Source organism: Arthrobacter hankyongi, from assembly GCF_022012395.1.
In the GTDB taxonomy this organism is placed as follows: domain Bacteria; phylum Actinomycetota; class Actinomycetes; order Actinomycetales; family Micrococcaceae; genus Crystallibacter; species Crystallibacter hankyongi.
On record NZ_JAKLTQ010000001.1, the window covers coordinates 54,839 to 70,845 of the forward strand.

15 protein-coding genes are annotated in these 16,007 nt (G+C 68.3%); 2 read left to right on the forward strand and 13 right to left on the reverse strand.

Annotated features, from left to right (window positions below):
- Nucleotides 1–92 precede the first annotated feature (92 nt).
- Nucleotides 93–314 carry a DUF3046 domain-containing protein gene (locus LVY72_RS00250; RefSeq protein WP_237817446.1) on the reverse strand — a complete coding sequence of 74 codons (222 nt, stop codon included), beginning with the start codon at nt 312–314 and terminating at the stop codon, nt 93–95.
- Nucleotides 315–389: 75 nt separating this feature from the next.
- Here LVY72_RS00250 and LVY72_RS00255 point away from each other — a divergent pair, with 75 nt between their 5' ends.
- On the forward strand, nt 390–869 hold the full coding sequence (locus tag LVY72_RS00255) for a MarR family winged helix-turn-helix transcriptional regulator (RefSeq protein ID WP_237817447.1): 480 nt from the start codon (nt 390–392) through the stop codon (nt 867–869).
- A 116-nt stretch (nt 870–985) separates the two neighbouring features.
- Here LVY72_RS00255 and LVY72_RS00260 read toward each other — a convergent pair whose 3' ends face one another.
- The 7 genes from LVY72_RS00260 to LVY72_RS00290 all read right to left on the reverse strand — a co-directional run bounded on the left by LVY72_RS00260 (nt 986) and on the right by LVY72_RS00290 (nt 9,152).
- On the reverse strand, nt 986–1,423 hold the full coding sequence (locus LVY72_RS00260) for a helix-turn-helix domain-containing protein (protein ID WP_308190643.1): 438 nt from the start codon (nt 1,421–1,423) through the stop codon (nt 986–988).
- A 105-nt stretch (nt 1,424–1,528) separates the two neighbouring features.
- Complete coding sequence (locus LVY72_RS00265; protein ID WP_237817448.1) at nt 1,529–2,071, reverse strand: CinA family protein; 543 nt, start codon at nt 2,069–2,071, stop codon at nt 1,529–1,531.
- 47 nt (nt 2,072–2,118) lie between these two features.
- Nucleotides 2,119–2,712 carry a CDP-diacylglycerol--glycerol-3-phosphate 3-phosphatidyltransferase gene (gene pgsA, locus LVY72_RS00270; RefSeq protein ID WP_237817449.1) on the reverse strand — a complete coding sequence of 198 codons (594 nt, stop codon included), beginning with the start codon at nt 2,710–2,712 and terminating at the stop codon, nt 2,119–2,121.
- Nucleotides 2,713–2,786: 74 nt separating this feature from the next.
- Nucleotides 2,787–5,612, reverse strand: a complete 2,826-nt coding sequence (locus LVY72_RS00275) for an FtsK/SpoIIIE family DNA translocase (protein WP_237817450.1) — start codon at nt 5,610–5,612, stop codon at nt 2,787–2,789.
- Between the two features lie 63 nt (nt 5,613–5,675).
- Nucleotides 5,676–7,367: a ribonuclease J gene (locus LVY72_RS00280; protein WP_237817451.1), complete on the reverse strand. Its 1,692-nt coding sequence runs from the start codon at nt 7,365–7,367 to the stop codon at nt 5,676–5,678.
- An 8-nt stretch (nt 7,368–7,375) separates the two neighbouring features.
- Nucleotides 7,376–8,287: a 4-hydroxy-tetrahydrodipicolinate synthase gene (gene dapA / locus LVY72_RS00285; RefSeq protein WP_237817452.1), complete on the reverse strand. Its 912-nt coding sequence runs from the start codon at nt 8,285–8,287 to the stop codon at nt 7,376–7,378.
- A 64-nt stretch (nt 8,288–8,351) separates the two neighbouring features.
- The gene (locus LVY72_RS00290) at nt 8,352–9,152 is read right to left on the reverse strand and encodes an alpha/beta fold hydrolase (RefSeq protein ID WP_237817453.1); all 801 of its coding nucleotides are present in this window, start codon (nt 9,150–9,152) and stop codon (nt 8,352–8,354) included.
- 31 nt (nt 9,153–9,183) lie between these two features.
- Between LVY72_RS00290 and LVY72_RS00295 the strand changes: the two genes are divergently transcribed.
- A complete protein-coding gene (locus LVY72_RS00295) occupies nt 9,184–10,398 on the forward strand; it encodes a heparan-alpha-glucosaminide N-acetyltransferase domain-containing protein (protein WP_237817454.1) in 1,215 nt (404 codons plus the stop codon).
- A gap of 41 nt (nt 10,399–10,439) precedes the next feature.
- Here LVY72_RS00295 and LVY72_RS00300 read toward each other — a convergent pair whose 3' ends face one another.
- From LVY72_RS00300 to LVY72_RS00320, 5 genes are read right to left on the reverse strand one after another with little or no spacing between them, the layout of a single operon-like run.
- The gene (locus tag LVY72_RS00300) at nt 10,440–11,261 is read right to left on the reverse strand and encodes a lytic transglycosylase domain-containing protein (RefSeq protein WP_237817455.1); all 822 of its coding nucleotides are present in this window, start codon (nt 11,259–11,261) and stop codon (nt 10,440–10,442) included.
- A complete protein-coding gene (locus LVY72_RS00305; protein WP_237817456.1) occupies nt 11,245–12,159 on the reverse strand; it encodes a phosphate ABC transporter ATP-binding protein in 915 nt (304 codons plus the stop codon). The genes LVY72_RS00300 and LVY72_RS00305 overlap by 17 nt, the downstream gene beginning before the upstream one ends.
- An 8-nt stretch (nt 12,160–12,167) precedes the next feature.
- A complete protein-coding gene (locus LVY72_RS00310; RefSeq protein WP_237817457.1) occupies nt 12,168–13,040 on the reverse strand; it encodes a sortase in 873 nt (290 codons plus the stop codon).
- Complete coding sequence (locus LVY72_RS00315; protein WP_237817458.1) at nt 13,037–14,773, reverse strand: substrate-binding domain-containing protein; 1,737 nt, start codon at nt 14,771–14,773, stop codon at nt 13,037–13,039. The genes LVY72_RS00310 and LVY72_RS00315 overlap by 4 nt, the downstream gene beginning before the upstream one ends.
- On the reverse strand, nt 14,770–16,005 hold the full coding sequence (locus tag LVY72_RS00320; protein ID WP_237817459.1) for a PstA family ABC transporter permease: 1,236 nt from the start codon (nt 16,003–16,005) through the stop codon (nt 14,770–14,772). The genes LVY72_RS00315 and LVY72_RS00320 overlap by 4 nt, the downstream gene beginning before the upstream one ends.
- Nucleotides 16,006–16,007: the final 2 nt, after the last annotated feature.

Genomic DNA, 16,007 nt, shown 5'->3' on the forward strand with positions numbered 1-16,007 from the left:
CCGTGTGTGGAGAACACGGCAGCTCCCGTTGGATTTAATTCCCTGTGTAGGAGCTTACTCCTATCCGAACAAATATTCGAATATCCGGCCGGTCAGCGCGAGGGCTTGATATCGCGGCCAAGCCTGCGCTGGGGCGGCACATCCTGCATCTCGCAGACAGCCAGCCACACCGTCTTCGGCGGCACGCCGGCCTTCAGGGACTCGGCCGCCGTGCGGCCGCCCAAGCTGGTCAGCACCAGGTCCGCCGCCAGTACGCGGGAGTAGCCTGAGCCGAACTCCTCATCCATCAGCCGCCAGAAGTCGCTCAATCGCACCCCGATATCTTCTCATGCAGACGGCTGCGGATTCATCCTTAGGGACCGGGTGCCGCGGGAATTAGAATGGGGACCATGAGCGATCAGGCCCCACCGGACAGCCCCGAATTCGATGCGGCCATCGACGCCTTGGAGCGGCAGTTGAGCGTCCTGTGGCGGCGTGCCCGCGCGAACTCGCACCGTGTGGCCCGGCAGGTCCATCCGGACATGGAGCCGGCCGCCTACGGGCTGCTGGCGATCCTGCAGCGTGAGGAATCCATGCGGCTGACCGATCTGGCGGCCAATATCGGCGTCGGCAAGCCCTCGGTCAGCCGGCAAATTGCGATGCTTGAGCAATTGGGCCTGGTGCACAAGCAGGCGGATCCGGTGGACGGGCGGGCCCAGTCGATTTCTCTCACCGAAGCGGGCCGGACCCGCCTGGCGGCAGCCCAACTGGCCCGCAAGGAGGCGTTCCGGAACCGGCTCGGCGATTGGCGGGTCAAAGACCTCGATGCGTTGGCCGACCTGCTGGACCGGCTGAACCAGAGCTACGCCCACGAGCCCCCGCTGCACTAGCACCCAACCGGAACCAATCCAGCCGGAACTGCGCCACCGGATCTGGGCAGACAGAAGGGCCGGGTCCCGCTGTGCGGGAGCCGGCCCCTTGCCAGGCGGTCCGCCTGGCTGGAGTCTTAGGACCGGGCCGAGGCGAGGCCGCGGCTGAGGTCTTCCGGAAGTTCATCCGGAATTTCCGAAACGAATTCCCGGGACAGCTCCTGCGGCACCGTGTCCGGAATGATCACGCCTTCGGCATCCGCGACGCGGTCGCTCACCTGGCGGAGCATCAGCGATAACGGCACCTCGAGTGCGGAGCAAATGGATGAAAGCAGTTCCGATGAAGCTTCCTTCTGGCCGCGTTCGACTTCGCTCAGGTAACCGAGGGAAACACGGGCGCTGTGTGACACTTCGCGCAGGGTGCGGCCCTGACGCTGCCGGACATCGCGAAGGACGTCACCAATTTCGTGGCGTAGCACTACCATCTTGCGCTCCTTCTCTCGATGGGCTTCCGTAGCCAGGCCCACATCACGCCAACGGACTACGCCGTTCACGGATACGGGCTGCTTAACCATGTGTATCGCCTTGCTCCCTTGTATCTCTACCGCGGCCGAAACCGCTGATTTCTAAAGCTTAGCCAACAACGCTAGCAGTTGCCGACACCTTTGATAACTCCCGGGTCATTTATTTTGTTCCCCCCGGCCGGCCCGGACCGGCCCGTCCCGGAACACTGTCGGCCTGGCCGGCTGCTCCACCACGGCACGGCGCAATTCGGCCAGCGCGGCGGCGGCAGCCTGCAGCCTGATCTCGGCGCGGTCGCCGTCGAACCGGAACTCGACGGCGCGGCTGCCGGCAGCCGTCGCGACCCCCACGAAGACCGTGCCAACGCTTTTTCCTCCGTGCGGCTCGGGGCCGGCAGCTCCAGTGGTGGAGATGCCGACGTCCGCCTGCAGTGCCCGGCGGGCACCGGCAGCCATCTGGCGTGCGACATCCGCATCAACGGCGCCATTGCGTTCGAGCAGGTCTGCGTCCACGCCCAGCAACGAGGACTTGACCGAGTTTTGGTAGGAAACGATGCCGCCCTGCAGGGTCCCCGAGGCTCCCGGGACCGTAGCGAGGGCCGAAGCTACCATGCCCGCGGTCAATGATTCCGCCGTGGCCACGGTGATCTTCTTGGCAATGGCGGCCAGCACCACTTCCTCGGCTGCTGCAGTCAGTGGCATCGGTTCCCCTTGGATCGGCTTTCGGTCTGCTTTCAACCGGATTTCGGTCAGCGCGCGGCGGCACGCAGCCGCCAGGCCTTGGCAACATAATCCACCCCGGTGACGACAGTTACCAGCACCGCCACCATCATGACGGCGAATGACACGGCGGCATAGATGCCGCCGGCCGGGCCCAGCCACTGTTCCAGCGGCATCAGGTACAGGAAGATGGCCGCCGTCTGCAGCACAGTCTTGAGCTTGCCGCCCCGGGAGGCGGGCATCACGCCGTATTTGATCACCACGAAGCGGAGCAGGGTGATGCCCACTTCGCGGACCAGGATCAGGACAGTCACCCACCACGGCAGCTCGCCGAGGGCCGAGAGCAGGATCAGCGCCGAACCGATTAGCAGTTTGTCCGCAATCGGGTCGGCGATCTTGCCGAAATTGGTAATGAGTCCGCGGCTGCGCGCGATGTCCCCATCCAGCTTGTCCGTATAAATGGCCGCTGCGAAGACCAGCACCGCCAACCAGCGGAACAGGCCACCGGCTCCGGCGTCCACCAGCATGAACCAGATGAAGACCGGCACCATCAAGATGCGCAGCACGGTCAGGACATTGGCGATATTCAGCAGGGGTACGGGCCGGGACAGGGATTCACTCACCTGACAAGGCTACCGGGCGGGCGACGGCGGGTCCCCCCGGCCGGGGATTTGTGCGGCTTGGTCACGGATACCGGTCACCGGCCGGTGAGGCTCCAGGCGTCTTCGGAACCGGAGCCATCATCGTCGTCGTAATAATCCACCGCCTGCGGCCGCGCATCCAGGTCCCGGGCCACCAGATCCACCGGCTCGTCCGTGCCGTGGTTCGCGTTGGCGTTGTCTGCCAGCGCCTCCGTCATCGGATCCGCCGCCCCGGCAGCCGGAGCCTCGTCGCCACGGATGGCCGCCAGCGTGGCCGCAAGGTCATCCGGCTTGACCAGCACATCGCGGGCCTTCGAGCCCTCCGACGGGCCGACCACACCACGGGACTCAAGCAGGTCCATGAGCCGGCCTGCCTTGGCAAAACCCACGCGCAGCTTGCGCTGGAGCATCGAGGTGGAACCGAACTGCGTGGTGACGACCAGCTCGGTCGCCTGCAGCAGCACGTCCAGGTCGTCTCCGATGTCGTCGTCGATCTGCTTCTTGGGCGCCTCGACGGCGACATCCTCGCGGTAGTCCGCCTGCAGCTGGCCCTTGACATGCTCGACCACCTGGTGGATCTCGGCTTCGGAGACCCAGGCGCCCTGCACACGCATCGGCTTGGACATACCCATCGGCAGGAAGAGCGCGTCACCCTGGCCGATCAGCTTCTCGGCTCCCGGCTGGTCCAGCACCACCCGGGAGTCCGTCACGGAGGAGGTCGCGAACGCCATGCGCGAGGGCACGTTCGCCTTGATCAGTCCGGTGACGACGTCGACCGACGGGCGCTGGGTAGCCAGCACCAAGTGGATACCGGCGGCACGGGCCAGCTGGGTGATGCGCACGATCGAGTCTTCGACGTCGCGCGGGGCCACCATCATCAGGTCCGCCAGCTCGTCCACGATGACCAGCAGGTAGGGGTACGGCTTCATGACCCGCTGGGATCCGGCCGGCGGGTGGACCTTGCCGTTCCGCACTGCCTTGTTGAAATCGTCGATGTGTTTGTAGCCGAAGTTCGCCAGGTCGTCGTAGCGGGTGTCCATCTCCCGGACCACCCACTGCAGGGCCTCGGCCGCCTTCTTCGGGTTGGTAATGATCGGGGTGATCAGGTGCGGCACGCCCTCGTAGGCGGTCAGTTCCACACGCTTGGGGTCCACCATCACCATGCGTACCTCGTCCGGAGTGGCGCGCATCAGGATCGAGGTGATCATCGAGTTCACGAACGAGGACTTACCGGCACCGGTGGCGCCGGCGACCAGCATGTGCGGCATCTTGGCCAGGTTGGCCACCACGAAGCCGCCTTCGACGTCCTTGCCCACACCCATCACCATCGGGTGGTCCGTCTTACGGGCGTTGTTCGAGCGCAGCACGTCACCCAGGGAGACGGTCTCGCGGTCGGTGTTCGGGATTTCGATGCCGATTGCCGACTTGCCCGGGATCGGACTGAGGATGCGCACATCGGAGCTGGCCACGGCATAGGAGATGTTCTTGGACAGCGCGGTGACCCGTTCTACCTTGGTGCCCGGCGACAGCTCGATCTCGTAGCGGGTGACCGTCGGGCCGCGCGAAAAGCCGGTGACGTGCGCGTCAACATTGAACTGGTCCAGCGTCTGGGTCAGCGCCGCGACCACGGCGTCGTTGGCCTCGGAGCGCTCCTTCGAGGGCGGCCCGGCCACCAGGAAGTCCGACGACGGCAACGTGTAGGCCACGTCCCCGGAGAGCTGGAGCTGCTCGGTCCGCTGCGGGATCGGGGTCGCGGGCGGTTCCGGTACCCGGTGCAGCATGGGCACGACGGCGGTGGCCGGCTCGGGCAGCACCGGTATCGCCTCGGTGGCGCCTTCGGGCACGGCACCACCGGGCAGCAGGCCCTGGTCGCGCTTGAGCTTGTCCATCTCGAGTTCGGCGCGGGTGGGACGGCGCACCCCCGGCGGTACCTTGGGCGCCGCCGGGGCGGGCTCGTCGTCCGGGTCCGGTTCGATGACGGGGGTTTCGAATGCCTCCGAAATGTGGAATGTCTCGTCCTCGGACACCGGTTCGGCGTTCTTGTCCTTGCCGAAGCGGCGGCGCTTCTTCTTGGCCGGGGCCGCCGGGGCGTCATGCTCGTACAGGTAGCTCTGGTCGTGGGCGTCCGGGTCCGTGCCGTCGCGCAGGTCCTGGCCCATCAGATGCTCGTACAGGGCCCGCAGCCGCAGCGGAATGTGGCGGAACGGGGTGGCGGTCACGATCAGCACGCTGACAAAGGCCAGCAGCGAGTACGCCACCACCGGAATCAGCACGTTGATCCCGGCCAGCGGCCCGGCCACCAGGTAGCCGACCATGCCGCCGGCGTGCCAGAGCGGATCCAGCCCGGCGGCCAGCGCCGGCTGGCCGCCGATGACATGCGCCAGCCCGGTGCCCGAGAGCATGGCCAGGCTCAGGCCGACGGCGATCCGGTTATTGGCCGCGTTCTGCTCCGGGTAGCGGAAGAGGCGCACGGCGAAGGCGCCCAGGAAGACCGGCAGGACCAGGGCCATCCAGCCGAAGGTCCCGCCGAAGACGGCGTGCACGACGTCGGCGAAGCCGCCGTCGAGGTCCCACCATTCGACGACGGCCACCAGCGCGGCCACCAGCAGCAGGAACAGACCGGTGCCGTCGCGGCGCAGCTCGTAATCCGGGTGCACGTCCGGGCCCAGCTTGCGGATACCGGCTGCGACAATCCGGGCCACGCCCATCCAGGCTCCGTGGATCATCCGCGGCAGCAGCCCGGCATGCTCCGGGCCGGACGGCTGGACTGCTTTGGTGGACGTAGACTTGCCGCGCCCGGAGGAGGCACGCCCGGATCCGGCCGGTGACTTGCCGCGCGACTGCTGGTTGCCGTTTCGGGCAGGAGAAGTACGAGTCGCCATAGGGGCTAGGTTACCCGCAAAGCAGGCCGGGCTGGGGGATCTCGCGGCCGGAAGCGTCCGGTGTCACGCCTCCAGCACCACCGGCACGATCATCGGCCGGCGGCGGTAGCGGCGGTTCACCCAGGTGCCGATGACACGGCGGACAGCCTGCTGCAGCTGGTAGGTGGTGTGGTCCAGGTTGCCCACCACAGCCTCTTCCAGCGCAGCGGTGATCTTGGGCTTGATCTCGTCGAACACCGCATCATCCTCGGCGAAGCCGCGGGCGTGGATCTCGGGGCCGGAAACGATCTTGCCGGTGCTGCGGTTCACCACCGTGATCACCGAGATGAAGCCCTCTTCACCCAGGATCCGGCGGTCCTTCAGGTCAGCATCGGTAATCTCGCCGATGCTGGATCCGTCCACATAGACGAAGCCGCATTCGAGCTGGCCCACGATCCGGGCCTTGCCGCCGGCGAGGTCGACCACGGTGCCGCCGTCGGTCAGCAGCACATTCTCTTCCGGGATACCGGTGGCCTGGGCCAGCTTGCCGTTGGCGATCAGGTGCCGGGTTTCCCCATGCACCGGCATCACGTTCTTCGGCTTGATGATGTTGTAGCAGTAGAGCAGCTCACCGGCGGCGGCGTGGCCGGAAACGTGCACGTTGGCATTGCCCTTGTGGATGACGTCGGCGCCGAGCTTAAGCAGACCGTTGATCACCCGGAACACCGCGTTCTCGTTCCCGGGGATCAGCGAGGAGGCCAGGATCACCGTGTCCCCTTGGCCGACCTTGACCCGGTGGTCCCCGTTGGCCATCCGGGACAGGGCCGCCATCGGCTCGCCTTGGGACCCGGTGGACATCAGCACAATCCTGTCGTCGGGGAAGTCCTCGACGTTCTTCAGCTCCACCAGGATGCCCTCGGGCACGTTGAGGTAGCCGAGCTTTTCGGCGATCCCCATGTTGCGGACCATGGAGCGGCCCACGAAGGCCACATGCCGCCCGTGCGCCGCGGCGGCGTCGAGCACCTGCTGCACCCGGTGCACGTGCGAGGAGAAGGAGGCCACGATGATGCGCTTTTCGACCTGGCCGAAGAGCCGTTCCAGCACCGGACCGATTTCCTTTTCCGCGGTGGTGAACCCGGGGACGTCCGCGTTGGTGGAGTCCGGCATGAACAGGTCCACGCCCTCCTCACCCAGCCGGGCGAAAGCGCGCAGGTCGGTGATCCGCCCGTCCAGCGGCAGCTGGTCCATCTTGAAGTCGCCGGTGTGCAGCACATTGCCGGCCGCGGTCCGGATGAAGACGGCCAGCGCGTCCGGAATAGAGTGGTTGACCGCCACGAATTCACATTCGAACGGTCCGAACTGCTCGATCTGGCCCTCGGAAACGGTCAGGGTGTAGGGCTTGATCCGGTGCTCGGCCAGTTTGGCCTCGACCAGGGCAAGGGTCAGCTGGGAGCCGATCAGCGGAATGTCCTGGCGTAGCCGCAGCAGGTACGGCACGGCTCCGATGTGGTCCTCGTGCCCGTGGGTCAGCACGACGCCGACGACGTCGTCGAGACGGTCCTCGATGTAGGAGAAGTCCGGCAGGATCAGGTCCACGCCGGGCTGGTGCTCCTCGGGGAACAGCACCCCGCAGTCCACAATCAGCAGCTTGGAATCGATTTCGAAGACGGCCATGTTCCGGCCGATTTCGCCGAGCCCGCCGAGGGGCACAATGCGCAGGGTGCCGTCCGCGAGCTTCGGCGGGGTACGCAGCTGTGAAATTGTGGATTCACTCATGCTTGGCCTTAGACCTCCAGGTTCCAGCCGGCTTCCGCAAGATCGGCCAGGATGGGTGCGAGCTCGGCGTCGGTCGGCTCGACCAGCGGCAGGCGGACCACCGAGTTGGGCAGGACTTTCTGCCACTTAAGAATTTGCTTGGCCGCCACGGCACCCTGGATGTGGGTCATGACGGCACGCTGGATCGGATCCAGCTCGAAGTGCAGCCGGCGGGCGGTGGCCAGGTCGCCGGCGTGCATGGCATCGACCAGGGCGCGGTACTGGGCCGTCGCCACGTGCGCGGTGACGGAGACGACGCCGACGGCGCCGGCAGCCATCAGCGGCAGGGTGAGCCCGTCGTCGCCGGAGTAGACGTCCAGGTCGGTGTTCGCCAGCACGCGCGTGGTGGCTTGGTAGTCGGCCTTGGCATCCTTGAGCGCCACGATGCGCGGATGCTCGGCGAGACGGATCAGGGTCTCGGTTTCGATCGGAATGCAGGCACGGCCGGGAATGTCGTAGACCATCACCGGCAGGTCGGTCGCATCGGCGATGGCTTCGATGTGGGCCTGGACCCCGGCCTGGCTCGGCTTGTTGTAGTACGGGGTGGTCACGAGCAGGCCGTCCACGCCCAGCTCGGCGGCCTGGCGGGAGAGCCGGATGGAATGGCGGGTGTCGTTGGTGGTGGAACCGGCGATGACCTTGGCACGGCCGCCCACGGCGTCGCGCACGGTCTTGAACATGCCCAGGTTCTCTTCGTCGCTCAGCGTCGAGGTCTCGCCGGTGGTCCCGGTGACTACGAGCCCGTCGCAGCCGTCGTCGACGAGTTTGGCGGCCAACTCGGCCGTCGTTGCGTAATCCACTTCGCCGTCCTCGGTGAACGGGGTGACCATGGCGGTGACCAGGGTGCCAAAAGTGTACTCACGGATTTCAGACTCAGCCATGGGGAAAACGTTACCGTGCCGGAGCAGGTTTCATGGAATGCGCGGCCGGTCAGTGGCCGGCGCCTCAGACCCGGCTCGCCTGCGCCTGGAGGAAGTCCCGCAGCAGTGTTGTGACCGGTTCCACAGCCGCCAACGACGTCCCATGGTCCAGGCCGGGCAGTTCCCGGAACTGCGCGTGCGGCATCAGTTCCGCCGCCCGGCGTGAATCCTCCGCCCGCGGATGATCGCGGCTTCCGGCCAGCAGCAGCGCCGGGACCTGCAGCCGGGCCAGTTCGTCCTCGGCCAGGCCGGGCAGGCGCTCACCTTGGCGGAAATACGCCGCCAGGGCCGCGGCGTCGTTGGTTCCGAAGGCATGGGCCGTGACCGGGTCCAGCGGGTGGCCGGCACGGGCGGCCCAGCCGTCGATGAAGGCCGGCATGCCACCGCGCTCAAGCGCCTCGAGGTAGCCGGGGAAGAACAGATCCCCGACCTGGCCGCCCAGCGCACGCCAGGTCCCGCCCAGGCAGGCGAGCGAACGGATCCGGTCCGGCCGGGCGGCGGCCAGGCCGAAACCGACCCTGGCCCCAAAGGAATAGCCGAAGTAGTGGGCGGACTCGACGCCGCAGGCGTCCAGCACGGCCTCCACGTCCGCCATGAAGGCCTCGGTGGTGTAGGCGGCGTCCTCGTGCGGCTTGCCGCTGCGGCCGTGGCCGCGCATATCCAGGGCGATGAGCCGCCAGCCGGCCAGCGCCTTGCGGTAGCCCAGGCCGCGCCAGGCGGCCTTCGACAGGCCGGTGCCGTGCACCAGCAGCAGCGGCTCGCCGGTACCGTACTCCTCGTAGGCCAGCCGGACACCGTCGTGGGGATTATGGGTGTATCCAGTCACCGCTCCACTTTACGTGTGAGATTATCGGGTCATGTCACCAGCAGCTGCAGCAGCCACCAGCCGCCGGATCCGGGGAGTAGACGCAGCACGCGGGATCGCCCTGCTGGGCATGATGTCCACCCACATCTTTCCGCTCTTCGACAAAGGCCTGGACGGCGGTGCGGCCGAACCCAGCTTCGTGGGCCTGGTGTTCTCGGGCCGCTCATCCGCGCTGTTCGCGGTGGTGGCCGGCGTCGGCCTTGCGCTGCTGACCGGCGGCAGCCGGCCGCACTTCGGCCGCGGCCTGATGGCGGACCGTGCCGGCATCGCCGTGCGGGCGGTGCTGATCGGTGCCATCGGACTGCTGCTGGGCGGCCTGGACGTGAACATCGCCATCATCCTGGTCAATTACGCTGTCCTGTTCCTGTGCGCGCTGCCGTTCCTGCAGCTGCGCCTGCCCACGCTGGCCGGCCTGGCCGCCGGCTGGATGCTGCTCTCCCCCGCGCTGGCCTTCCTGCTGCGCCCCTGGGCGCTGGCCAACGTCCCGCCCGAAGGGGTGCTGGGGCACAGTCCCGGCACGGCGGACCTGTTCCAGCCGTGGATGCTGCTCTCGGACATCTTCCTGACCGGCTACTACCCGGTGCTGCAATGGTTCTCGTACATCCTCGTGGGCCTGACCATCGGCCGGCTGGACCTGCTGCGCACCTCCCACCAGCTGTGGCTGCTGGCTTGCGGCGCAGTGGCTGCCGTGGGGGCCAAGGCGCTCTCCTGGCTGACGATGGACAAGCTGGGCGGCTATGCCGAGGTCGCCGCGACCGGCCCGGCCCAGCGGGCGGATTTCGATGCCATCTACGTGGTCAACATGAGCTGGGTGGAGCAGCAGGACTCCTGGTGGTGGCTCGGCTCCGCCTCGCCGCATTCCGGCGCCGGCCTGGACCTGCTGCATACCAGCGGTACCGCCGCCGTGGTCCTGGCACTGTGCCTGCTCATCGGATCGCGCTGGCCGGCGCTGCTGGCCCCGCTCAGCGGCCCCGGCGCGATGACCTTGAGCCTGTACGCGGCCCACGTCTGGATCATGGCGATGGTGCTGGAGGTGGGCCTGCCGCTCACGCGCGGCCAGCTCTACTGGAGCCAGGTGGTGCTGGTGGTCGTGGCCGGGATGCTGTTCCAGGCCGCCGGCTGGAAAGGACCGCTGGAGGCGGTCACGTCCACGGCTGCGCGGGCGACGCGGACCTTGGCCGGCGGACGGAGCCGGCTGCCAAGCTAGGCCGGCTGCCAGCACGCGGCCCGCATCCCCTTTCGCTGGCGTCAGGAGCTCTTCGCAGCGTACTCATTGGCTTGCGCGAGGACCGACTGCAGGTACTCCCCGGAGTGGTTGTAGGCGTAGACGGCCGCGGACCATCCGGCGCCGGAAGATAGGTCCCCGCCGGCGGCGCACAGATACCGGCCGGCGGCCAGGGCCGCGTCGTCGATGTTCTGCGGATCCGCGATGCCGTCCCCACTGCCATCCGCGCCGTAGCGCAGCCAGGTCGAGGGGATGAACTGCAGCGGTCCCACGGCGCGGTCCCACGCCGGGTCGCCGTCGAAGGTTCCGCTGTCCGTGTCCTGGATCCGGGCAAAGCCGGTGCCGTCCAGCCGCGGCCCCACGATCCGCGGTGCCGCGGTACCATCCGCCGCCAGCGACGCCCCGCCGTGGGTTCCATGCCCGGATTCGACGGCGCCGATCGCCGCCAAGGTAGTCCAGCCCAGCCGGCACGCCGGATCGGTGCGGGCCACGGAAAGAGCGGCCGAGGCATAGGCCAGCAGGGCACGGTCGGGGATCCCGGCCGCTGCTGCGGTGCTGCCCAGCCAGGCCGGATCAACCGCCGCGGGCGCCGCCTGGGACGCCGCAGCGGGCTCCGCAGGCGGCGCAATCGGCGGCGCGGCGGCCTGCTGCGCAGCCGCCGGGGCCGCGTTGGGTGCCGCCGGCTGCACGGCCGCCGCGTAGCCGGCCGGCCGCACGTCGACCGGCGGCGCGCTGTGCGGCAGCAGGATCAGCCAGGCCGCGAACCCGGCGACGACGGCGGCGGCACCCGCCGCCGTCCCGGCCAGGGTCCGCTGGCCTGCCCGGGACTTATCCGAAGCGGCCATTGACGTAGTCGCTGGTGCGGGAATCGCGCGGAGCGCCGAACATTGCCTCGGTGTCGCCGTGTTCCACGATCCCGCCGGGCTGGTTGTGGGCCGCCAGGAAGAAGGCGCACTCGTCCGAGACCCGCGCCGCCTGCTGCATGTTGTGCGTGACGATGACGATGGTGATCTGGCCCCGGAGCGAATGAATGGTCTCCTCGACCCGCCGGGTGGAGGTCGGGTCCAGGGCCGAACACGGCTCGTCCATCAGCAGCACGCGCGGCGAGACGGCCAGCGAGCGGGCGATGCACAGCCGCTGCTGCTGGCCGCCGGAAAGGCCGCCGCCGGGCTGGTGGAGCCTGTCCTTGACCTCTTCCCAGAGGGACGCCTTGCGCAGCGAGTCCTCCACCAGGAAGTCCTTTTCCACGCGATCCGCCTTGATCCCGGCCAGCTTCAGGCCCGCGATCGTATTCTCGTAGATGGACATGGCCGGGAACGGGTTGGCTTTCTGGAAGACCATTCCGATCTGCCGCCGGGCCGCCGTCACCCGCTGGGACGGATCGTAGATGTCCGTGCCGTCCAGCCGCACCTGGCCGGCCAGCGAGGCCGAGGGGACCATTTCGTGCATCCGGTTCAGGATCCGCAGGAAGGTTGACTTGCCGCAGCCGGACGGGCCGATCAGCGCGGTCACCTTACCCGGTTCCATGGTCAGCGAGACACGGTCCAGCACCTTCCGGTCGCCGAACCAGGCGCTGATGTTCTCGGCCCGGAGCCGGGCGGCACCGGACGGGACATCGGTCGTCGGTTCGTCGAACACCGCCAGCTGCCCGAGCCCTGCGGCGTCCACGGCGGGCAGGGCCTCGGTCGCGGGCGCCGGAGTGGCGGGCACCAGGGCGGCAGAGCGCCGGGCTTTGATATTCATGGAATTCCTCACAACAGATTCGGCAATAGGTAGTTGAACTGGGTGCCGGCGGCCACCGAGACCGCCGCGAGTACCGGCAGGAACACCAGCCAGGCTTCCCGCTTGCCCCAGCGGAACCAGGCCCAGAGTCCCGCGGCCACCGACAGGATCAGCAGCTGCAGGGTCAGCGCGGTGGTGGACAGGTTCCCGGTGTCCTGGCCCAGCGCCCGCTCGGCCTCCGGCAGCGAGCCCGGGGCAAAGGCCTGGCCGGCCCGGGCGAACGGCTTGGAAACCAGCTTCGCGTCTGCCCGGAGCACATCGTCCGGCAGGTAGGGCACGCCGGCCGCGGTGGTCAAGGTCAGCCGCCCTTCGTCCGCGGCCAGCGCAGGCGGTGCGATGTCGCCGGCGCGCCGCAGGCCGATGACCTCGTACTCGGCGGTCCCTTGCCCGGTCACCACGTTGAACCGGGACCCCGGCGCCAGTTTGTCCAGGTTGCGGAAGACTCCGCCGTAGGCACCGGAACGGCCCATCAGGACGCTGGTACCGGGCTGGCCCGGCAGCGGGGTGTCCCTGCGGTGGCCGACGCCGAGCATGGTCTGGCCAGCCGCGGTACCCTCGACCACGACCTCCCGGATGCCCAGGCTGTCGATCGTCAGCAGGGCCAGCGGGGTACCCGGTACCACCGGGCGGCCCTCGGCATCGACCGGGGCCAGCGGTGCCGAGCCTTCGCTCAGGCTCAGCCTCAGCTCGTCATAGAGCCGGGTCTGCGCGTTGGCGTGCTGCAGGGAGGAGACCAGGACGATGTTCAGGACCTGGCCGATGATCACCACGGCGAGCATCAGCAGGGCCAGGGCGGTCACGGTCCGCCAGGGCGCCGGCGCCGTGTAGCTGTGTGCGCTCACGCGGAATTTCTCCGGCCGGCGCGCCGCTTCTCCAATTCACGCGCCAGCAGCGGCGGTGCCAGGACCAGCAACAGCAGCAGTCCGCCGACGACCACCAGCAGCAGCTGGGTCTGGCCCCAGCCGTTGCTGCCGGCGATGGTGGTGGAGACCGGGGTCAGCAGTTGGGTGCCGGTTCCGGCGGCAGCGACCACCGCTCCGTCCGCGCATGCACCGGTATCGGCATCGCAGCCGGCGGTCCCACCGCTCGTCGTTCCGACGGTACCGGCGGCCGGAGCCTGTCCGGCACCTGCCGCCCCTCCCCCGTTGCCGGCGGCACCGGCCGGGCCGGCCTGCGCGGTCGCCGTCGGCTGCTTCACGGCCGGCTTGGCCCCGGCAGCCTTGTTGCCCTTGTTGGCGCCGGTGCTGCCCGGTCCCTGGTTCTCGGCTGCCCCTTCGCCGGTCCACGGCGCGCGGCAGGCGGCAGCGCAGGCGGCGTCGAAGGGCGCGCTGCGCACCAGCTGGTTTAGCGCCGGCGAATCCCCGGGCTTGAAGGTCGGGTTGTTGCAGGCCGGTGTGCCGCCCTTGCTCACGCTCGCGGCGGTCTGGTCCATCTTGGCCCGCGTCGCCTTGTCCACGCCGGGAACCTTGCGCAGCTGGTCCATGGCGGCCAGGACCAGGTTCATCGGCAGCGGCGAATAGCCCAGCTGCCCCATCGAGCGCTGGCCCTCGCACAGCGCGTAGTTGGCGAAGTACCCCAGGGTCGCGCCCTGGGCTTCGTTGAGCGCGTCGGTCTTCTCCGTCGGCACGATCATGTAGGAGTAGGCGGACATCGGGTAGGAGCGCGGGTCCAGGTAGCCGTAGACCTTCGAGAGGTCCTGCGAGAGGTAATTCTCCGACTTCGGGTTCTGGTTGATCCGGGCCTGGGTCAGCGCCACCGCCACGGCATGCTCGGTCGGCAGGGTGTAGAAGCCGGCGGCGTTCTTGACCTGCGCCACCGGGAAATTGATGCCGCGGGCGTAGGAGTACTCGTCGTAGTTGATCGTGTAGAGGTTGTTGGCCGTGTAAGTGGTCACGCCCTGCGAACCATTCTGGGCCACGAAGTTCTTCAGTCCCTTGGTGGGGAAGAACGACGTCGCGCTGTTCGGGTCACAGCCGGTGACCTGGCACAGCTTGGCGTAGTCGGACGGGAACTGGCGCAGCAGCCACAGGGTGAACTGGGCGGTGGCGCCGGAGCCGTCGGAACGGACCACGACGTTGATGGTGGCATCGGGCAGCGCCACGCCGGGATTGTCCGCGGTGATGACCTTGTCGTTCCACTTGGTGACCTGGCCGGTGAAGATCTTGGCAATGGCCTTCTGCGACAGCTTGAGCGTGTCCAGCCGCCCGCTGCCGGCCCTCAGGTTGTACATGTAGGCCGTGCCGCCGGCCACCACCGGCAGCATGCCGTACTTGAAATTCGGCCGGCTGTTGTCCTTCGGATCGGCCGTGTCCCCGGTGTACGGGATTTCCGAGACCGCGAACTGCTTCATCGAATCGGCGAATTCCTTGCGCCCGGTGGACGAGCCCTTGCTTTCGTAATCCACCGTGACGCCCTGGGCGCCGACCCGGGAGACCCAGTCCTGCAAGGCGTTGCCGGCCCAGGAGGACCCCGAGCCGCCGATGCGGATGTAGTTGGCGGCCTGGGCCGGCGCCAGGCCTGCGAAGATCAGGCACAACGCTGCCACAATGCCGGCGATCCTGGCGCTGCGGGTCATTCTTTCTCCTGCTGGTAGTTGAAGTCGTGGTAGTTCTTTTCGATCCGCGGCAGGTCCCGCCGCGAGCGTGCGGCCATCCGCCGCAGCTGTGCATCCGTGGCCTTGCCCGCTTCCTGCCCGCCGACCCAGCGGGCCAGGATGAACAGGACCAGCACCACGAACAGCAGGAAGGCCGCCGTCGCGAATCCCCGGGCCACCATCTGCGGCACCGGCGAGCGGACCAGTTCCAAAGCCGCCAGCGGCAGCGGCGTTTGCGGACCGTAGAACGGATTGAAGTTCATCACGCCGGTGAAGCCGGAGGTCAGCAGCACCGGGGCCGTTTCGCCGATGCCGTGGGCCGTGGCCAGGATGACGGCGGTGGCCAGGCCCGAGCGGACCGTCGGCAGGACCACATGCCAGACCACCGCCCACTGCCCGGCGCCCAAAGCCAGGCCGGCCTCCCGGAGGTTGCCGGGCACCAGCCGCAGCACGACGTCGGCGGAACGGATCATGATCGGCAGCATCAGCACGGTGATGGCCAGGGCCGCGGCAAAACCGTTGGTCTGGTGCGTGATGACCATGACCACTGAGGCATAGATGAACAGGCCGGCGACCACCGAGGGCAGCGCGGTCATGGCCTCGACGACGGTGCGCACCACCTTGGCGAACCGGCCGCCCACCTCGTTCAGGTAGATGGCGGTGGTCAGCCCGAGCGGCAGCGTGATGGCCAGCGCGATGCCGATCTGCTGCAGGGTGCCGACCAGGGCGTGCAGGATGCCGCCCTGATCCAGGCCGGAGAGGGGCCCGACGCCGGTCATGTCCTGGCTGAAGAAGTTCCAGTAGGCCAGCGGCTCCTGTCCCCGGGTGAAGACGAACCCGATGACCAGGGCCAGGGTGCCCAGGACCGTGACACCGGCGGAGACCATCAGCACGGTCACGAACCGGTCCCGGACGGCACTGAACTGCTCGCGCATGAAGACCAGCGTGCTGTAGATCAGCACGAACCACAGGTAGGACACAATCAGCGTCCAGCCGGGCGGGATCAGCCCGATGCCGGCGGTCAGCAGCAATCCCATGGACAGGCCGGCCGCGGCGGCGCCGGCCACCGCCAGCTTGGCATTGGCCGAAGCCCCGGGCCGGATCCGCGCCTGCTCGGCGGGCGCGGGATCCCGGTCCTGCTGCGGCAGGAAGGTGCGGGGAGCGTCGGCGGCCACCGGACCGGAAGCGGCGTCGTGGTATTCCAAAACTGTCATGG

What these genes read in the sequence shown, in the direction of transcription:
- LVY72_RS00255 (WP_237817447.1), top strand. Translation starts at nt 390, where the DNA reads ATGAGCGATCAGGCCCCACCGGACAGCCCCGAATTCGATGCGGCCATC.
- LVY72_RS00265 (WP_237817448.1), bottom strand. Translation starts at nt 2,071, where the DNA reads ATGCCACTGACTGCAGCAGCCGAGGAAGTGGTGCTGGCCGCCATTGCC.
- LVY72_RS00280 (WP_237817451.1), bottom strand. Translation starts at nt 7,367, where the DNA reads ATGAGTGAATCCACAATTTCACAGCTGCGTACCCCGCCGAAGCTCGCG.
- LVY72_RS00315 (WP_237817458.1), bottom strand. Translation starts at nt 14,773, where the DNA reads ATGACCCGCAGCGCCAGGATCGCCGGCATTGTGGCAGCGTTGTGCCTG.
- LVY72_RS00305 (WP_237817456.1), bottom strand. Translation starts at nt 12,159, where the DNA reads ATGAATATCAAAGCCCGGCGCTCTGCCGCCCTGGTGCCCGCCACTCCG.
- LVY72_RS00275 (WP_237817450.1), bottom strand. Translation starts at nt 5,612, where the DNA reads ATGGCGACTCGTACTTCTCCTGCCCGAAACGGCAACCAGCAGTCGCGC.
- LVY72_RS00300 (WP_237817455.1), bottom strand. Translation starts at nt 11,261, where the DNA reads ATGGCCGCTTCGGATAAGTCCCGGGCAGGCCAGCGGACCCTGGCCGGG.
- LVY72_RS00320 (WP_237817459.1), bottom strand. Translation starts at nt 16,005, where the DNA reads ATGACAGTTTTGGAATACCACGACGCCGCTTCCGGTCCGGTGGCCGCC.
- LVY72_RS00295 (WP_237817454.1), top strand. Translation starts at nt 9,184, where the DNA reads ATGTCACCAGCAGCTGCAGCAGCCACCAGCCGCCGGATCCGGGGAGTA.
- LVY72_RS00260 (WP_308190643.1), bottom strand. Translation starts at nt 1,423, where the DNA reads ATGGTTAAGCAGCCCGTATCCGTGAACGGCGTAGTCCGTTGGCGTGAT.
- dapA (WP_237817452.1), bottom strand. Translation starts at nt 8,287, where the DNA reads ATGGCTGAGTCTGAAATCCGTGAGTACACTTTTGGCACCCTGGTCACC.